A 15883-nucleotide genomic window follows, 5' to 3' on the forward strand; every position below is an offset into this window, starting at 1 on the left:
TCGTGATCGTCGACGGCCGTCCACCGGACCCTTCGCAGAGGAACATTCGTCATGACGTACGCACAACCTGATGCCAGCGGTCACTTCGGCCGCTTCGGCGGGCGCTTCATGCCCGAGGCCCTCATCGCCACGCTGGACGAGCTCGACACCGCCTGGACCGAGGCCAAGGCCGACCCGGTCTTCACCGCCGAGCTGGACCGGATGCTGCGCGAGTACGCCAACGTCCCCAGCCCGCTGTACGACGCGACCCGCTTCTCCGAGGCCGCCGGCGCCCGCATCCTGCTCAAGCGCGAGGACCTCAACCACACGGGTGCGCACAAGATCCGCAACGTCCTGGGCCAGGCGCTGCTGGCCAAGCGGATGGGCAAGCCGCGCGCGATCGCCGAGACCGGTGCCGGCCAGCACGGCGTCGCCTCGGCCACCGCGTGCGCCTACCTGGACATGGAGTGCACGGTCTACATGGGCGAGGTCGACACCGAGCGCCAGGCGCTCAACGTCGCCCGCATGAAGATGCTGGGCGCCGAGGTCGTGCCCGTCCGCACCGGCAGCCGCACGCTCAAGGACGCGATCAACGAGGCGCTGCGCGACTGGGTCGCGACCGTCGAGCGCACCACCTACCTGTTCGGCACCGCCGCCGGGCCGCACCCGTTCCCGGCGATGGTGCGCGACCTGACGCGCGGCATCGGCGACGAGGCCCGGCGCCAGAGCCTGGAGCTGCTCGGACGCCTGCCCGACGCGGCGGTCGCCTGCGTCGGCGGCGGATCGAACGCGATCGGCCTGTTCACCGGCTTCGTCGACGACGCCGACGTGAGGCTGTACGGCGTCGAGGCCGGCGGCGACGGCGTCGAGACCGGACGTCACGCGGCCACGATCACCGGCGGCGACGTCGGCGTCCTGCACGGTGCGCGCTCGTTCCTGCTGCAGGACGAGGACGGCCAGACGATGGAGTCGCACTCGATCTCCGCCGGCCTGGACTACCCGGGCGTCGGCCCGGAGCACTCCTACCTGGCCGACATCGGCCGGGCGTCGTACTTCCCGGCCACCGACGCCGAGGCGATGCACGCCTTCGACCTGCTGTGCAAGACCGAGGGCATCATCCCGGCCATCGAGTCCGCCCACGCCCTGGCCGGCTCGCTGCGCCTGGCGAAGGAGCTGGGCCCGGACGCCACGATCCTGGTGAACCTGTCCGGCCGCGGTGACAAGGACGTCCACACCGCGGCGGAGTACTTCGGCCTGATCGACGGACCGGTCGTCCTCGAGGAGGGGGTGGAGGAGTGAGCGCCGTCGACGAGCTGTTCGCCCGCACCCGCGCCGAGGACCGCGCGGCCCTGGTCGGCTACCTGCCGGCCGGCTTCCCCGACAAGAAGACGTCCATCGCGGCGATCGAGGCGATGGTCGAGGGCGGCGTCGACCTGGTCGAGGTCGGCCTGCCCTACAGCGACCCGGTCATGGACGGTCCCACGATCCAGGCCGCCGCCGACACCGCGCTGGCCGCGGGCACCAAGGTGGGCGACGTGTTCGACGTCGTGGCCGTCAGCGCCGCCACCGGGGCACCGACGGTCGTCATGACCTACTGGAACCCGGTCGAGCGGCTGGGCGTGGCCACCTTCGCCGAGCGGCTCGCCGCCGCCGGCGGGTCCGGCCTCATCACCCCCGACCTCACGCCGGACGAGGCGGGGGAGTGGACGGCCGCCGCGCGCGAGCACGGCCTGGACCAGATCTTCCTCGTCGCGCCGTCGTCGACCGACGAGCGCCTGGCCATGACCGCCGAGGCGGCGAGCGGATTCGTCTACGCGACCGCCGTCATGGGCGTCACCGGCCAGCGCCAGCAGACCAGCAGCCTCGCGCCCACCCTGGTGCAGCGCCTGCGCGGCGTCACCGACAAGCCGGTCGGCGTCGGCCTGGGCGTCAGCAACGGCGAGCAGGCGCACGAGGTCGCCGCGTTCGCCGACGCCGTCATCGTCGGCTCCGCGCTCGTGCGCTGCCTGCTGGACGCACCCACCCCCTCGGCCGGCGTGGACGCCGTCCGCGAGCTGGCCCGCGAGCTCCGCGCGGGCGTCGAGAGGTCCTGATGCTCACGTACCTGCCCAGCCCCGACAGCGGGGTCTGGCACCTCGGACCCGTGCCCCTGCGCGCCTACGCCTTCGGCATCATCATCGGCGCCGTGCTGGCCATCGTCATCGCGGAGCGCCGTCTGCAGGCCCGCGGCGGACGTCCCGGGGTCGTCGGCGACATCGCCATGTTCGCGATCCCGGCCGGCATCGTCGGCGCCCGGATCTACCACGTCGTCACCGACAACGAGCTGTACTTCGGCGGCGGCCAGGACTGGACCGACGTCTTCCGCATCTGGGAGGGCGGCTTGGGCATCTGGGGCGCCGTCAGCGGCGGCGCGCTCGGCGCGTGGTACGCCTGCCACCGGTACGGCGTGCGGTTCCGCGCCCTGGCCGACGCCCTCGCGCCCGGCCTGCTCGTCGCGCAGGCGGTCGGCCGCATCGGCAACTGGTTCAACCAGGAGCTGTTCGGCAAGCCGACCACCGTGCCGTGGGCGCTGGAGATCGACGCCGACAACCGGCCGAGCGGGTTCGAGCAGTTCGAGACGTTCCACCCGACGTTCCTGTACGAGGCGGTCTGGAACCTGCTCGGTGCCGCGCTCATCGTCTGGCTCGGCCACCGCTTCCGGCTGCACGGCGGCCGCGTCTTCGCGCTCTACGTCATGGTCTACACGGCCGGACGCTTCTGGATCGAGCAGCTGCGCATCGACCCGGCCAACGAGATCGGCCCGTTCCGGCTGAACGTCTGGACGTCCGTGATCATGTTCGTGCTCGCCCTGGCCTACTTCGTCTGGGCGACGCGCAAGGGCTTCGACGAGCCGGGCGCGATGATGCCCCGCCACGAGGTCGACGCGCCCGCCGACGGCGACGAGGCCGTCGCGGCCGACGCCGACGACGCGACCGACCCGGCCGCCGAGGACGTCGCGGAGCACTCCGAGCCGGAGACGCCTCGGCCATGACGGAGGGGGCGCCGGCCGGCGAGATCGGGCACGAGCACGCCGACGTCACCGGCGGCTGGCTGCGGCCCGCCGTGTTCGGCGCCATGGACGGGCTGGTCTCCAACTTCGCGCTCGTCATGGGCGTCTCCGGCGGCACCGCCGACCGCGACGCGGTCGTGCTGGCCGGTCTGGCCGGCCTGGCCGCGGGCGCGTTCTCGATGGCCGCGGGGGAGTACACCTCCGTCGCCAGCCAGTCCGAGGCCGCGCTGCGCGAGGTGCAGAAGGAACGGGCCGAGATCCTCGGCAACGGTCCCGCCGAGGAGGCCGAGCTCGCCGAGATGTTCGTCGAGAAGGGCATGGACGAGGACGTCGCCCGCGAGGCGGCCGCCGACATCCACCGCGACCTGGAGAAGGCCGTGCGGGTGCACGCGGAGGTCGAGCTCGGCGTCGACGTCGACGACCTGCCGTCCCCGACGCTCGCGGCCGTGTCCTCGTTCGGCTCGTTCGCCGTCGGTGCCGTGCTGCCGCTGCTGCCGTTCCTGCTCGGCGCGGCCACCGTCTGGCCCGCGGTCGCCGTGTCGCTCGTCGCCCTGTTCGGGTGCGGCGCGCTCGTCACGCGTCTGACCTCCCGCCCGTGGTGGTTCGGCGGCCTGCGTCAGCTGCTGCTGGGCGGCCTCGCCGCGGCGCTCACCTACGGCTTCGGCTCCCTCGTGGGCGGCGCCGGGCTTTGACGCCCGTGCGGTGCGCCGGTTCGGCCGGCACGTGATCTGCGTGTAATGTGGCCGTGCTGACTCGGGCCAACGTCGTCCCAGGTCTGGACGATCGACGACGTGTGGAGGTCATGCATCATGCGCACCTACCCCGCCCAGGGGCTCTACGACCCGGCCTACGAGCACGACGCCTGCGGCGTCGCGTTCGTCGCCACCCTCACCGGTGAGCCGAGCCGCGACATCGTGCACAAGGGCCTGACGGCCCTGCGCAACCTGGACCACCGAGGCGCCGTCGGCGCCGAGGAGAACACCGGCGACGGCGCCGGCATCCTCATGCAGGTCCCGGACCGCTTCCTGCGTGGCGTGGCCGACTTCGACCTGCCGGCCGTCGGCGAGTACGCCGTCGGCATGGCCTTCCTGCCCGAGGCCGAGGACGAGGCGCACGCCGCGCGCGTCGCGGTCGAGAAGATCGCCGCCGAGGAGGACCTGCTGGTCCTGGGCTGGCGCGAGGTGCCGGTCGAGCCGTCGCTGCTCGGCTCCATGGCGCGCAGCGTCATGCCCCGCTTCGAGCTGCTGTTCGTCCGCTCCGAGCGCGAGCACCGCACCGGCCTGGAGCTGGACCGTCTGGCGTTCTGCCTGCGCAAGCGCAGCGAGCGCGAGCTCGGCGTGTACTTCCCGTCGCTGTCGAGCCGCACCCTGGTCTACAAGGGCATGCTCACCACCGAGCAGCTCGACGCGTTCTTCCCCGACCTGCTCGACGAGCGCATGGAGTCCGCGCTGGCCGTCGTGCACAGCCGGTTCTCGACCAACACCTTCCCGAGCTGGCCGCTGGCGCACCCGTTCCGGTTCATCGCGCACAACGGCGAGATCAACACCGCCCGCGGCAACCGCAACTGGATGCGCGCCCGCGAGGCGCTGCTCGAGAGCGACCTGATCCCCGGCGACATGAAGCGGCTGTACCCGATCTGCGATCCCGAGGGGTCGGACTCGGCGTCCTTCGACGAGGTGCTGGAGCTGCTGCACCTGGGCGGACGCTCGCTGCCGCACGCGATGATGATGATGATCCCCGAGGCGTGGGAGAACGACGCCGAGATGGATCCGGCCCGTCGCGCCTTCTACGAGTTCCACTCCAGCGTCATGGAGCCCTGGGACGGCCCGGCCTGCGTCTGCTTCACCGACGGCACCCAGATCGGCGCCGTGCTCGACCGCAACGGCCTGCGCCCCGGACGCTTCTGGATCACCGATGACGGCCTGGTCGTCCTGGCCTCCGAGGCCGGCGTGCTCGACCTCGACCCCGAGACGATCGTGCGCAAGGGCCGCCTGGAGCCGGGCACGATGTTCCTGCTCGACCTGGACGAGCACCGCGTCGTCGAGGACCACGAGGTCAAGGGCGAGCTCGCCGCCGAGCACCCCTACGACGAGTGGCTGTACTCGGGCCTCGTCCGGTTCGAGGACCTGCCCGAGCTCGAGCACATCGTGCACACCCACGCCTCGGTGACCCGTCGCCAGCAGGTCTTCGGCTACACCGAGGAGGAGGTGCGCCAGCTCATCGCCCCGATCGCGCGCACCGGCTACGAGCCGATCGGCGCGATGGGCACCGACACGCCCATCGCCGCGCTGTCGGACCGCTCGCGCAACCTGTTCGACTACTTCAACCAGCTGTTCGCGCAGGTCACGAACCCGCCGCTGGACGCCATCCGCGAGGAGGTCGTGACGTCGCTGGCCGGCACGATCGGCCCCGAGCGCAACCTGCTGGCCCCGAGCCCGGCGTCCTGCCGCATGCTGCAGCTGCCGTTCCCGGTCGTCGACAACGACGAGCTGGCCAAGGTCCGGCACATGAACAAGGACGGCGACATGCCGGGCTTCTCGGTGCACGTCGTCCGCGGCCTGTACGAGGTCGCCGGCGGTGGCGAGGCGCTCAAGGCCAAGCTGGACGAGATCTGCGCCGACGTCTCGCGCGCGATCGCCGACGGCGCCCGCATCATCGTGCTGTCGGACCGTCACTCCGACGCCGACCTGGCGCCGATCCCGTCGCTGCTGCTGACCTCCGCGGTCCACCACCACATGGTCCGCCAGAAGCTGCGCACGCAGGCCGGCCTCATCGTCGAGGCCGGCGACGTCCGCGAGGTGCACCACGTCGCGCTGCTCGTCGGCTACGGCGCCACCGCGGTGAACCCGTACCTGGCGCTCGAGACCGCCGAGGACCTGGCCCGCGAGGGCGTCCACGTCGAGTCCGTCGAGCCGGGCAAGGCCGCGCGCAACATGGTCTACGGCCTGGGCAAGGGCGTCCTGAAGGTCATGAGCAAGATGGGCGTCTCGACCGTCGCGTCCTACACCGGCGCGCAGATCTTCGAGGCCGTCGGCCTGTCCCACGAGGTCGTCGACGCCTACTTCACCGGCACGGCGTCCAAGCTGGGCGGCGTCGGCCTGGACGTCATCGCCGCCGAGGTGAAGGAGCGCCACGAGAAGGCGTATCCGCTGCGCGGCCAGTCCGGTCCCCGGATGCTGGACACCGGCGGCGAGTACCAGTGGCGCCGCGGCGGGCCGGAGCACCTGTTCGACCCCGAGACCGTGTTCCGCCTGCAGCACTCGACCCGCACGGGCCGCTACGACGTGTTCAAGCAGTACACCCAGCGCGTCGACGACCAGTCCGAGCGGCTCATGACGCTGCGCGGGCTGTTCGAGCTCAAGCGCGGCGAGCGTCCGCCGGTGCCGGTCGACGAGGTCGAGCCGGTCAGCTCGATCGTCAAGCGCTTCTCCACCGGCGCGATGAGCTACGGCTCGATCAGCCAGGAGGCGCACGAGACGCTCGCCATCGCCATGAACCGGCTGGGCGCCAAGTCCAACACCGGCGAGGGTGGTGAGGACCCCGAGCGGCTGCACGACCCCGAGCGTCGTTCGGCGATCAAGCAGGTCGCTTCGGGACGCTTCGGCGTCACCAGCGAGTACCTGACCAACGCCGACGACCTGCAGATCAAGATGGCGCAGGGCGCCAAGCCCGGCGAGGGCGGCCAGCTGCCCGGCCCGAAGGTGTACCCCTGGGTCGCGCGCACGCGTCACTCGACGCCCGGCGTCGGCCTCATCTCGCCGCCGCCGCACCACGACATCTACTCGATCGAGGACATCAAGCAGCTCATCCACGACCTGAAGAACGCCAACCCGTCGGCCCGCGTCCACGTGAAGCTGGTCTCCGAGGTCGGCGTCGGCACGGTCGCGGCGGGCGTGGCGAAGGCCAAGGCGGACGTCGTGCTGGTCTCCGGCAACGACGGCGGCACCGGCGCCTCGCCGCTGACCAGCCTCAAGCACGCCGGCGGTCCCTGGGAGCTCGGCCTGGCCGAGACCCAGCAGACGCTGCTGATCAACGGGCTGCGCGACCGCATCGTGGTGCAGACCGACGGCCAGCTCAAGACCGGCCGCGACGTCGTCATCGCCGCGCTGCTGGGCGCCGAGGAGTTCGGCTTCGCCACGGCCCCGCTGGTGGTCAGCGGCTGCATCATGATGCGCGTCTGCCACCTGGACACCTGCCCGGTCGGCGTCGCGACGCAGAACCGCGAGCTGCGCGAGAAGTTCACCGGCAAGCCCGAGTTCGTCGTGAACTTCTTCGAGTTCGTCGCCCAGGAGGTGCGCGAGCTGCTCGCCGAGCTCGGCTTCCGCTCGATCGAGGAGGCCGTCGGCCGCGCCGAGCTGCTCGACACGCGCAAGGCGGTCGACCACTGGAAGGCGTCCGGCCTGGACCTCTCGCCGGTGTTCTACGTGCCCGAGCTGCCCGAGGACGCGGCCCGGCACAACGTGCAGAAGCAGGACCACGGCCTGGACAAGGCCCTGGACGTCCAGCTCATCGAGCTCAGCGCGGACGCGCTCGAGCGCGGCGAGCCGGTGCGCGCCCAGCTGCCGATCCGCAACGTCAACCGCACGGTCGGCACGATGCTCGGCCACGAGGTGACCAAGCGCTACCGCGGCGAGGGACTGCCCGAGAACACGATCGACCTCACGTTCACCGGCACCGCCGGCCAGTCGTTCGGCGCGTTCGTCCCGCGGGGCGTCACGCTGCGCCTCGAGGGCGACGCCAACGACTACGTCGGCAAGGGCCTGTCGGGCGGACGCATCGTGGTGCGCCCGCCGCGCGAGGCGCGGTTCACCGCCGAGGCGCAGACCATCGCCGGCAACGTGATCGGCTTCGGTGCGACGTCGGGCGAGATCTTCCTGCGCGGACGCGCGGGGGAGCGGTTCTGCGTGCGCAACTCCGGTGCCACCGCGGTGGTGGAGGGCGTGGGCGACCACGCGCTGGAGTACATGACCGGTGGCCGCGTGGTCATCCTGGGACCCACCGGCCGCAACGTCGCGGCCGGCATGAGCGGCGGCGAGGCCTACGTGCTCGACCTCGACGAGTCGCTCGTCAACCCCGAGATGGTGGAGGTTCGGACCCTGGCGGGTCCGGACGCCGGCGGCTCCGCCGCTCAGGCTGCTGAAGAGCTGCACGAGCTGGTGCGCAAGCACCACGAGGAGACCGGCTCGGCCGTGGCCGAGCAGCTGCTGCAGGACTGGGACGCCTCGGTGGCCCGGTTCCGCGAGGTGATGCCGGTGAACTACCGCAAGGTGCTGGACGCGAAGGCCGAGGCCGAGCAGCTGGGCCTGACCGAGGACGAGACGACGGAGCGCATGATGGAGGTGGCCGCTCGTGGCTGATCCCCGAGGATTCATGAAGTACCCCCGCCAGGGCGCCGAGCGGCGTCCGGTCGAGGAGCGGGTGAAGGACTGGAACGAGGTCTACCCCGGAGGCGTCGGCCGCGCGCTGCTGCCGATCATCTCCGAGCAGGCCGGACGCTGCATGGACTGCGGCATCCCGTTCTGCCACTCCGGCTGCCCGCTGGGCAACCTGATCCCGGAGTGGAACGACCTGGTCTGGCGCGACGACTGGGACGAGGCGATCGATCGTCTGCACAAGACGAACAACTTCCCCGAGTTCACCGGCCGGCTGTGCCCCGCGCCGTGCGAGACGGCCTGTGTCGTGGGCATCAACCGCGACCCGGTGACGATCAAGAACGTCGAGGTCTCGATCATCGACAAGGCCTGGGACCGGCACAACGTCAAGCCGCAGCCGCCGGAGTGGCTGACCGGCAAGACGGTCGCCGTCATCGGCTCGGGCCCCGCGGGCCTGGCCGTCGCCCAGCAGCTGACCCGGGCCGGCCACACCGTCGCGGTGTACGAGCGCGACGACAAGCCCGGTGGCCTGCTGCGCTACGGCATCCCCGAGTTCAAGATGGAGAAGGTCCAGGTCGACCGCCGCGTCGACCAGATGAAGCGCGAGGGCACGGTGTTCCGCACCGGCGTCCGCGTGGGGGAGTCGCTGACCGGCGCGCAGCTGCGCGACCGCTACGACGCCGTCGTGCTGGCCATCGGCTCGACCGTGCGCCGTGACCTGCCCGCCCCGGGCCGCCAGCTCGGCGGCATCCACCAGGCCATGGACTTCCTGCCCCAGGCCAACCGGGTCGCGCTCGGCGAGACGGTCGACGACCAGATCGTGGCCACCGGCAAGGACGTCGTCATCATCGGCGGCGGCGACACCGGCGCCGACTGCCTGGGCACGGCGATCCGCCAGGGTGCCCGCTCGGTGACGAGCCTGGAGATCATGCCGCAGCCGGGCGACGACCGTCCCGAGAACCAGCCGTGGCCGACCTACCCGATGCTCTTCCGCGTCGCCTCGGCGCACGAGGAGGGCGGCGAGCGGGTCTACTCGGTCTCGACCCAGGAGTTCCTGGGCGACGAGGACGGCCAGGTGCGGGCCCTGCGCATCGTCGAGGTCGAGCTCATCGACGGCAAGCTCACCGAGCGGGCCGGCACCGAGCGCGAGATCCCCGCGCAGCTGGTGCTGTTCGCGATGGGCTTCACCGGCCCGGAGACCGGCGGCCTGGTCGAGCAGCTCGGCTGCGAGCTGGACGAGCGCGGCAACGTCAAGCGCGACAAGAGGTACATGTCGAGCGTCGACGGCGTGTTCGTCGCCGGCGACTGCGGCCGTGGCCAGTCGCTCATCGTGTGGGCCATCGCGGAGGGCCGCTCGGCCGCCGCGGGCGTCGACGCGTACCTGACCGGCAGCACGGCGCTCCCGGCGCCGATCCCGCCGAACGCCCGCCCGGTCGTCGTCTGAGCGACGTCCGACGCACGAACCGAAGGGGCCCGGCACCGCGCCGGGCCCCTTCGTCGTCGTCCGTTCACGTGAGCGACGTCTCACGAATGCGGGGCTCGGGTGCGGTAGTGGAGGACGGGTCGATAGGGTGGACCCGTGCGTAGAGCCAAGATCGTCTGTACCCTCGGGCCCGCTGTCGACACCTACGAGACCCTGCTCCAGCTGGCCGAGGCCGGCATGGACGTGGCTCGTCTGAACATGAGCCACGGTGACGTGCCCGACCACCAGCGACGGCTCGACGCCGTGCGCCGCGTGGCCGAGGAGACCGGCAAGGCCATCGCCGTGCTCGCCGACCTCCAGGGCCCCAAGATCCGCCTCGGTCGCTTCGCGGACGGGCCCCACCAGCTGAGCGTCGGTGACTCCTTCACCATCACCGTCGACGACATCGAGGGCGACGCGACGCGCTGCTCGACGACCTACAAGGGCCTGCCCGGCGACGTCTCGCCCGGCGACCCGATCCTGGTCGACGACGGCCGCGTCCGCCTGGTCGCCCGCGAGGTGACGGCCACCGACGTCGTCACCGAGGTCGAGGTCGCCGGCCCGGTCAGCAACAACAAGGGCATCAACCTGCCCGGCGTGAACGTCAGCGTCCCCGCGATGAGCGAGAAGGACGTCTCCGACCTGCGCTGGGCGCTCGGTGCCGGCGTCGACTACGTCGCGCTGTCGTTCGTCCGCAACGCGAGCGACGCCGACGACGTCCGCGCGATCATGGACGAGGAGGGCGTCAAGCGTCCGATCATCGCCAAGATCGAGAAGCCGCAGGCGGTCGAGAACCTCGACGAGATCATGGACGCCTTCGACGCGTTCATGGTGGCCCGCGGCGACCTGGGCGTCGAGCTGCCGCTCGAGGACGTCCCGATCGTGCAGAAGCACATCGTGGAGAAGGCCCGCCGGAACGCCAAGCCGGTCATCGTCGCCACGCAGATGCTGGAGTCGATGATCTCCTCGCCGCGCCCCACGCGCGCCGAGGCCTCCGACGTCGCCAACGCCGTGCTCGACGGCGCCGACGCGGTCATGCTCTCGGGCGAGACCAGCGTGGGCGACTACCCGATCGAGACGGTCCGCACGATGGCCAACATCGTGGAGTCCACCGAGGACCACGGCCTGCCGCGCATGGCCGCCTACACCTGGCAGCCCAAGACCCGCGCCGGCATCATCTGCCGCGGCGCGGCCACGGTCGCGGAGTCGATCGAGGCCAAGTACGTCGTCGCGTTCACCACGATCGGCGGCTCGGCGCGACGCATGGCCCGCTACCGCTCGCACGTCCCGGTGCTCGCGCTGACGCCCGACCCGGTCACCCGCAACCAGCTGGCGCTGACCTGGGGCGTGCAGACGTTCCTCATGCCCGAGGTCAAGCACACCGACGACATGGTGCTGCAGGTCGACACGGCGCTGCTCGAGCGTCACCTGGGCGAGGTCGGCGAGGAGGTCGTCATCGTCGCCGGTGCCCCTCCGGGAATCCCCGGCTCCACCAACGCGCTGCGCATCCACCGCATCGGCGACGCGGTCAACGCCGCCGCCCCCGCGTACGAGAGCTGAGCAGCCGAGGAGGCCCGCACCCCACGAGGGTGCGGGCCTCTTCTCGTCCGTCTCGTGGGAACGCTCCCAAAAGGTGTTCCGGATCACGTTCGCGTGTGCGAGGGTGGCTCCACCACTCGGATCGTCCGGCACGTTCCTGCCGGTGGAAAGGAGCCTTCGATGGCTGCAGTGACCTTCGAGCAGGCGACCCGCCTGTTCCCCGGGCAGGACCGCCCCGCGGTCGACGCCCTCGACCTGCGCGTGGAGGACGGTGAGCTGCTCGTGCTCGTCGGCCCCTCCGGGTGCGGCAAGTCCACCTCGTTGCGGATGCTCGCCGGCCTCGAGGACGTCGACGGCGGGCGCATCCTCATCGGCGACGACGACGTGAGCCGTCGTCCGCCCAAGGACCGCGACGTGGCGATGGTGTTCCAGAACTACGCGCTCTACCCGCACATGACGGTGGCCGAGAACATGGGCTTCGCGCTCAAGGTCGCCGGCGCGAAGGCGTCCGAGATCCGTCCGCGGGTCGAGGAGGCCGCGCGGATGCTCGACATCGAGCCGTTCCTGGACCGCAAGCCCAAGGCGCTGTCCGGCGGCCAGCGCCAGCGCGTGGCGATGGGCCGCGCCATCGTGCGCCAGCCCAAGGTCTTCCTCATGGACGAGCCGCTGTCGAACCTGGACGCCAAGCTGCGCGTGCAGACCCGCACGCAGATCGCCCAGCTGCAGCGCCGTCTGGGCACCACCACCGTCTACGTCACCCACGACCAGGTCGAGGCGATGACGCTGGGCGACCGCGTGGCGGTGCTCAAGGACGGCGTGCTGCAGCAGTGCGCGTCGCCGCGCGCGATGTACGACCGCCCGGCCAACGTCTTCGTGGCCGGGTTCCTCGGATCGCCGGCCATGAACCTGCTCGAGCTGCCCATCGAGGACGGCGGCGTGCGCTTCGGCGACCTGGTCGTCCCGGTGCCCCGCGACGAGCTGGCCGAGGCCGAGGGGCCGACCGTCGTCGTGGGCATCCGGCCGGAGAACCTCGAGATCTCCGACTCCGGCGTCGCGATGCGCGTCGAGATCGTCGAGGAGCTCGGGGCCGACGCGTGGATGTACGGCACCGCGCAGCTGGGCCACGAGTCGCCGCTGCTGGTGGCGCGCGCCGACTGGCGTCGTCCGCCGCAGAAGGGGGCCGACCTGCACCTGGCGCCGGCCGACCCCGGCAGCATCCATCTGTTCTCGGCCACCACCGGGCGCCGGCTGGGCTAGTCCTCGTCGTCCTCGTCGTCCGGGCGCGCGGCCAGCAGCGCGGTCTCGACCGCGTGGCTCCAGCGCCGCGCGCCCCGGCGGCGGGCTTTCGGGTCCATCCGGGGCTGCCACGACGCGGCGCGGTGCCAGTTGCGGCGCAGGGTCGAGAGGCCCGACCAGAAGCCGACGGTGAGCCCCGCGGCATAGGCCGCGCCCAGGCACACCGTCTCGGACACGAGCGGACGCTGCACGGGCACGTCGAGCACGTCGGCCACCATCTGCATGAGCAGGTGGTTCGAGGTCATGCCGCCGTCCACCCGCAGTCCGGCCAGGTCGATGCCGGCCTCGCGGCGCACCGCCTCGACGACCTCCCAGGTCTGCCACGCGGTCGCCTCGAGCACGGCCCGGGCCAGGTGGCCGCGACCCACGTACGAGGTGAGGCCGACGATGACGCCGCGAGCCTCCTGTGACCAGCGGGGGGCGTACAGCCCCGAGAAGGCCGGCACGATGGTGCACCCGCCGCTGTCGTCGACGGTGCGCGCGAGCGTCTCGATCTGCGGGGCCGTCGGGATGATCTCCAGCGAGTCGCGCAGCCACTGCACCAGCGAGCCGGCCATGGCGATCGAGCCCTCCAGCGCGTGCACGGGCGGCTCGTCGCCCAGCACGTAGCCGACGGTGGTGAGCAGGCCGTCGGTGTCCGGCGGCCGCTCGGTGCCGGCGTTGACGAGCAGGAAGGCGCCGGTGCCGTACGTGCACTTGGCGTCGCCCGCCTCGAAGCAGGTCTGCCCGAACAGGGCCGCCTGCTGGTCGCCGATCGCCGCGGCGATCGGCACGCCGCGCAGCAGGGAGTCGCAGTCGCCGTAGCGCTCGGCGTTGCTGCGGATCTGCGGCAGCATCGCGCGGGGGACGCCCAGCAGGGCGAGCATGTCGTCGTCCCACTGCCGCGTCGTGAGGTCCATGAGCATGGTGCGGCTGGCGTTGGTGGCGTCGGTGACGTGGATGCCCCCGTCGCGTCCACCGGTGAGGTTCCAGATCAGCCAGGACTCCATCGTGCCGAACAGCGCCTCGCCGGCCTCGCCGCGCTCGCGGAGCCCCGGCACGTGGTCGAGCAGCCAGCGCAGCCGCGGGCCGGCGAAGTACGTGGCCGGCCGCAGCCCGGTCGTGGCCCGGATGCGGTCGGCGTCGCCGGCGGCCACCAGGGCGTCCACGAGCTCGGACGTGCGGGTGTCCTGCCAGGTGATCGCCGGGGCGAGCGGACGTCCGGTGCCCGGGTCCCACACGACGGTGGTCTCGCGCTGGTTGGCGATGCCCAGCGCGGCGACGTCGCGCTCGTCCGCGCCGGCCTGGGCGAGGGCCGCCGGCACGACGCGCTGCACGTTGCGCCAGATCTCCAGCGCGTCGTGCTCGGCCCAGCCGGGCCGCCGGAACAGCTGGCGGTGCTCGCGCTGGGCGAGCGAGACGGTCTGGCCCTGGCGGTCGAAGAGCATGCAGCGGGTCGAGGTGGTGCCCTGGTCGATCGCGGCCACGTAGCTCACGTGACGACCGCCCGGGAGATCGAGTGCGCGGTGGAGCGCACGAGGTCGAGCAGGCCGGACGGCGGTCGCCCGTCGCGGCCCATCACGCGCTCGATCGGACCGCGGACCGACACCGCGCCCACCACGAGGCCGCCGTAGCCGCGCAGCGCGACGCCGACGCCGGCCTCGTCCGGGTGGAACTCGCCGGTCTCCGCGGCCCAGCCGCTCTCGCGGACGCGGCGCAGCACGGCGTCCAGCCGGGGGCGGTGGGTGATCGTCCGGCTCGAGTAGCGCTCCAGGTCGGGGGGGCGCGGCGAGCGCACGGCGTGGGCGAGCAGCACCTTGCCGGCCGCCGTCGCGTGCAGCGGCAGCAGGTCGCCGGTGCGCAGCTCCTGGGCGCTGTCGTCGGGGCGGAACACGTGGTGGACGACCCGGGCGCCCTCCGGCTCGGGCATGGTGATGAGCACCTCCAGCCGCGATCGGGCGGCCAGCGCGTCGGCCCAGTTGGTCGCGATCGAGCGCAGGTCGTGCGGGTCGAGGGCGGTCTGCTCCAGCCGGGACAGCGAGGCGCCGAGCGCGTACGCACCCCCGCTGCCGTGCTGTTCGACCATCCCGACGTCGCGCAGGGTGCGCACCAGGCCGAACGCGGTGGTCTTGGGCAGCTCGAGGGCCGCCGCGATCTCGGCCAGGTCGAGCGGGCGTCCGGCGGCGGCGAGCGTGCGCAGCACCGCCACCGCTCGCTCGACCGCCTGCACGTTCCCGGGCACGGGCCCACGGTAGGACACCGCGTTCGACATCGCCGAACGGATGGTGTTGCCGTGCGTCACACCGCTTCCTAGGTTCGCAGGAACGCCGGCAACGGAGCCGGCCGCGAGTGAGGACGGACGTGTGAAGCACAAGCCACTCGTCGGAGAGCTGTCCGCAGAGTTCTTCGGCACGATGATCCTGATCCTGTTCGGCGTCGGCGTCGTCGCCCAGGTCGTGACCGGCGGAGGCACCGGCGCCGAGGGCGTGTCGGGCGACTGGAACTCCATCGCCTGGGCCTGGGGCCTGGCCGTGACCCTCGGCGTGTACGTCGCCGCGCGGCTCAGCGGCGCCCACCTGAACCCCGCCGTCACCGTCGCGCTCGCGGCCTTCAAGGGCTTCGAGTGGCGCAAGGTCGCCCCGTACTCGCTGGCTCAGCTGGCCGGCGCGTTCGTCGCCGCGCTCATCGTCCGCGTCACGTACGCGGACCAGATCGCGAAGATCGACCCCGGCCACACGAAGGCCACCCAGGGCATCTTCTCCACGTCGCCCGCGGAGGGCGTCACGGTCGCGACCGCCTTCCTGGACCAGATCGTCGGCACGGCGATCCTCGTCTTCGTCATCTTCGCGCTGACCACGGCGGCCAACAACGGCCCGCTGGCCAACCTCGGACCCGTCACCGTGGGCCTCACCGTCGTCGCGATCGGCCTGGCCTTCGGCTCGAACGCCGGCTACGCCATCAACCCGGCCCGAGACCTCGGCCCGCGGCTGGCGTCCTGGATCACCGGCTACGGCGACGCGTTCTACTCCGCGAACGGCGACCAGCTCTACTTCTGGGTGCCGATCGTGGCCCCGGTCATCGGCGGCCTGATCGGCGGTGCGCTGTTCAAGTACGCCATCGAGGCGTTCCTGCCCGACGAGGACGCCCTGCCCAAGGCCGACGCCCCCGTCGGCGACACCAACACCTGATCCCGCACGGACCACGAGG

At 72.1% G+C, this 15883-nt stretch carries 11 protein-coding genes; 9 read left to right on the forward strand and 2 right to left on the reverse strand.

All coding sequences use genetic code 11. The features are described 5' to 3' along the window. Positions 1-51 precede the first annotated feature (51 nt). The 8 genes from trpB to HGAM_RS15610 all read left to right on the forward strand — a co-directional run bounded on the left by trpB (position 52) and on the right by HGAM_RS15610 (position 12658). A complete protein-coding gene (trpB, locus tag HGAM_RS15575; RefSeq protein ID WP_019146431.1) occupies positions 52-1278 on the forward strand; it encodes a tryptophan synthase subunit beta in 1227 nt (408 codons plus the stop codon). Further along, complete coding sequence (gene trpA / locus HGAM_RS15580) at positions 1275-2072, forward strand: tryptophan synthase subunit alpha (protein WP_019146432.1); 798 nt, start codon at positions 1275-1277, stop codon at positions 2070-2072. The genes trpB and trpA overlap by 4 nt, the downstream gene beginning before the upstream one ends. Next, positions 2072-3010, forward strand: coding sequence for a prolipoprotein diacylglyceryl transferase (gene lgt / locus HGAM_RS19745; RefSeq protein WP_019146433.1), 939 nt, complete (start codon positions 2072-2074; stop codon positions 3008-3010). Before trpA ends, lgt begins: the two co-directional genes overlap by 1 nt. Beyond that, complete coding sequence (locus HGAM_RS15590; RefSeq protein WP_019146434.1) at positions 3007-3720, forward strand: VIT1/CCC1 transporter family protein; 714 nt, start codon at positions 3007-3009, stop codon at positions 3718-3720. The genes lgt and HGAM_RS15590 overlap by 4 nt, the downstream gene beginning before the upstream one ends. A 117-nt stretch (positions 3721-3837) precedes the next feature. After that, entirely contained in the window at positions 3838-8385 is a 4548-nt protein-coding gene (gltB, locus tag HGAM_RS15595; protein ID WP_019146435.1) for a glutamate synthase large subunit, read from the forward strand. Further along, the gene (locus HGAM_RS15600) at positions 8378-9844 is read left to right on the forward strand and encodes a glutamate synthase subunit beta (protein WP_038951900.1); all 1467 of its coding nucleotides are present in this window, start codon (positions 8378-8380) and stop codon (positions 9842-9844) included. Before gltB ends, HGAM_RS15600 begins: the two co-directional genes overlap by 8 nt. A 135-nt stretch (positions 9845-9979) precedes the next feature. Next, complete coding sequence (pyk, locus tag HGAM_RS15605; RefSeq protein WP_019146437.1) at positions 9980-11422, forward strand: pyruvate kinase; 1443 nt, start codon at positions 9980-9982, stop codon at positions 11420-11422. A gap of 159 nt (positions 11423-11581) precedes the next feature. Continuing rightward, positions 11582-12658, forward strand: a complete 1077-nt coding sequence (locus HGAM_RS15610; protein WP_038951901.1) for an ABC transporter ATP-binding protein — start codon at positions 11582-11584, stop codon at positions 12656-12658. Here HGAM_RS15610 and glpK read toward each other — a convergent pair. Together glpK and HGAM_RS20710 are read right to left on the reverse strand one after the other, a co-directional pair. After that, entirely contained in the window at positions 12655-14172 is a 1518-nt protein-coding gene (gene glpK / locus HGAM_RS15615; protein ID WP_020692343.1) for a glycerol kinase GlpK, read from the reverse strand. The genes HGAM_RS15610 and glpK overlap by 4 nt on opposite strands. Then, complete coding sequence (locus HGAM_RS20710) at positions 14169-14918, reverse strand: IclR family transcriptional regulator (RefSeq protein ID WP_038951902.1); 750 nt, start codon at positions 14916-14918, stop codon at positions 14169-14171. The genes glpK and HGAM_RS20710 overlap by 4 nt, the downstream gene beginning before the upstream one ends. A 121-nt stretch (positions 14919-15039) precedes the next feature. On the opposite strand from HGAM_RS20710, the gene HGAM_RS19750 reads away from it, so the two are divergent. After that, entirely contained in the window at positions 15040-15864 is an 825-nt protein-coding gene (locus HGAM_RS19750; protein ID WP_019146441.1) for an MIP/aquaporin family protein, read from the forward strand. The last annotated feature ends 19 nt before the right edge of the window (positions 15865-15883 follow it).

The sequence above is a fragment of the Aeromicrobium massiliense JC14 genome (genome assembly GCF_000312105.1).
GTDB lineage: Bacteria > Actinomycetota > Actinomycetes > Propionibacteriales > Nocardioidaceae > Aeromicrobium > Aeromicrobium massiliense.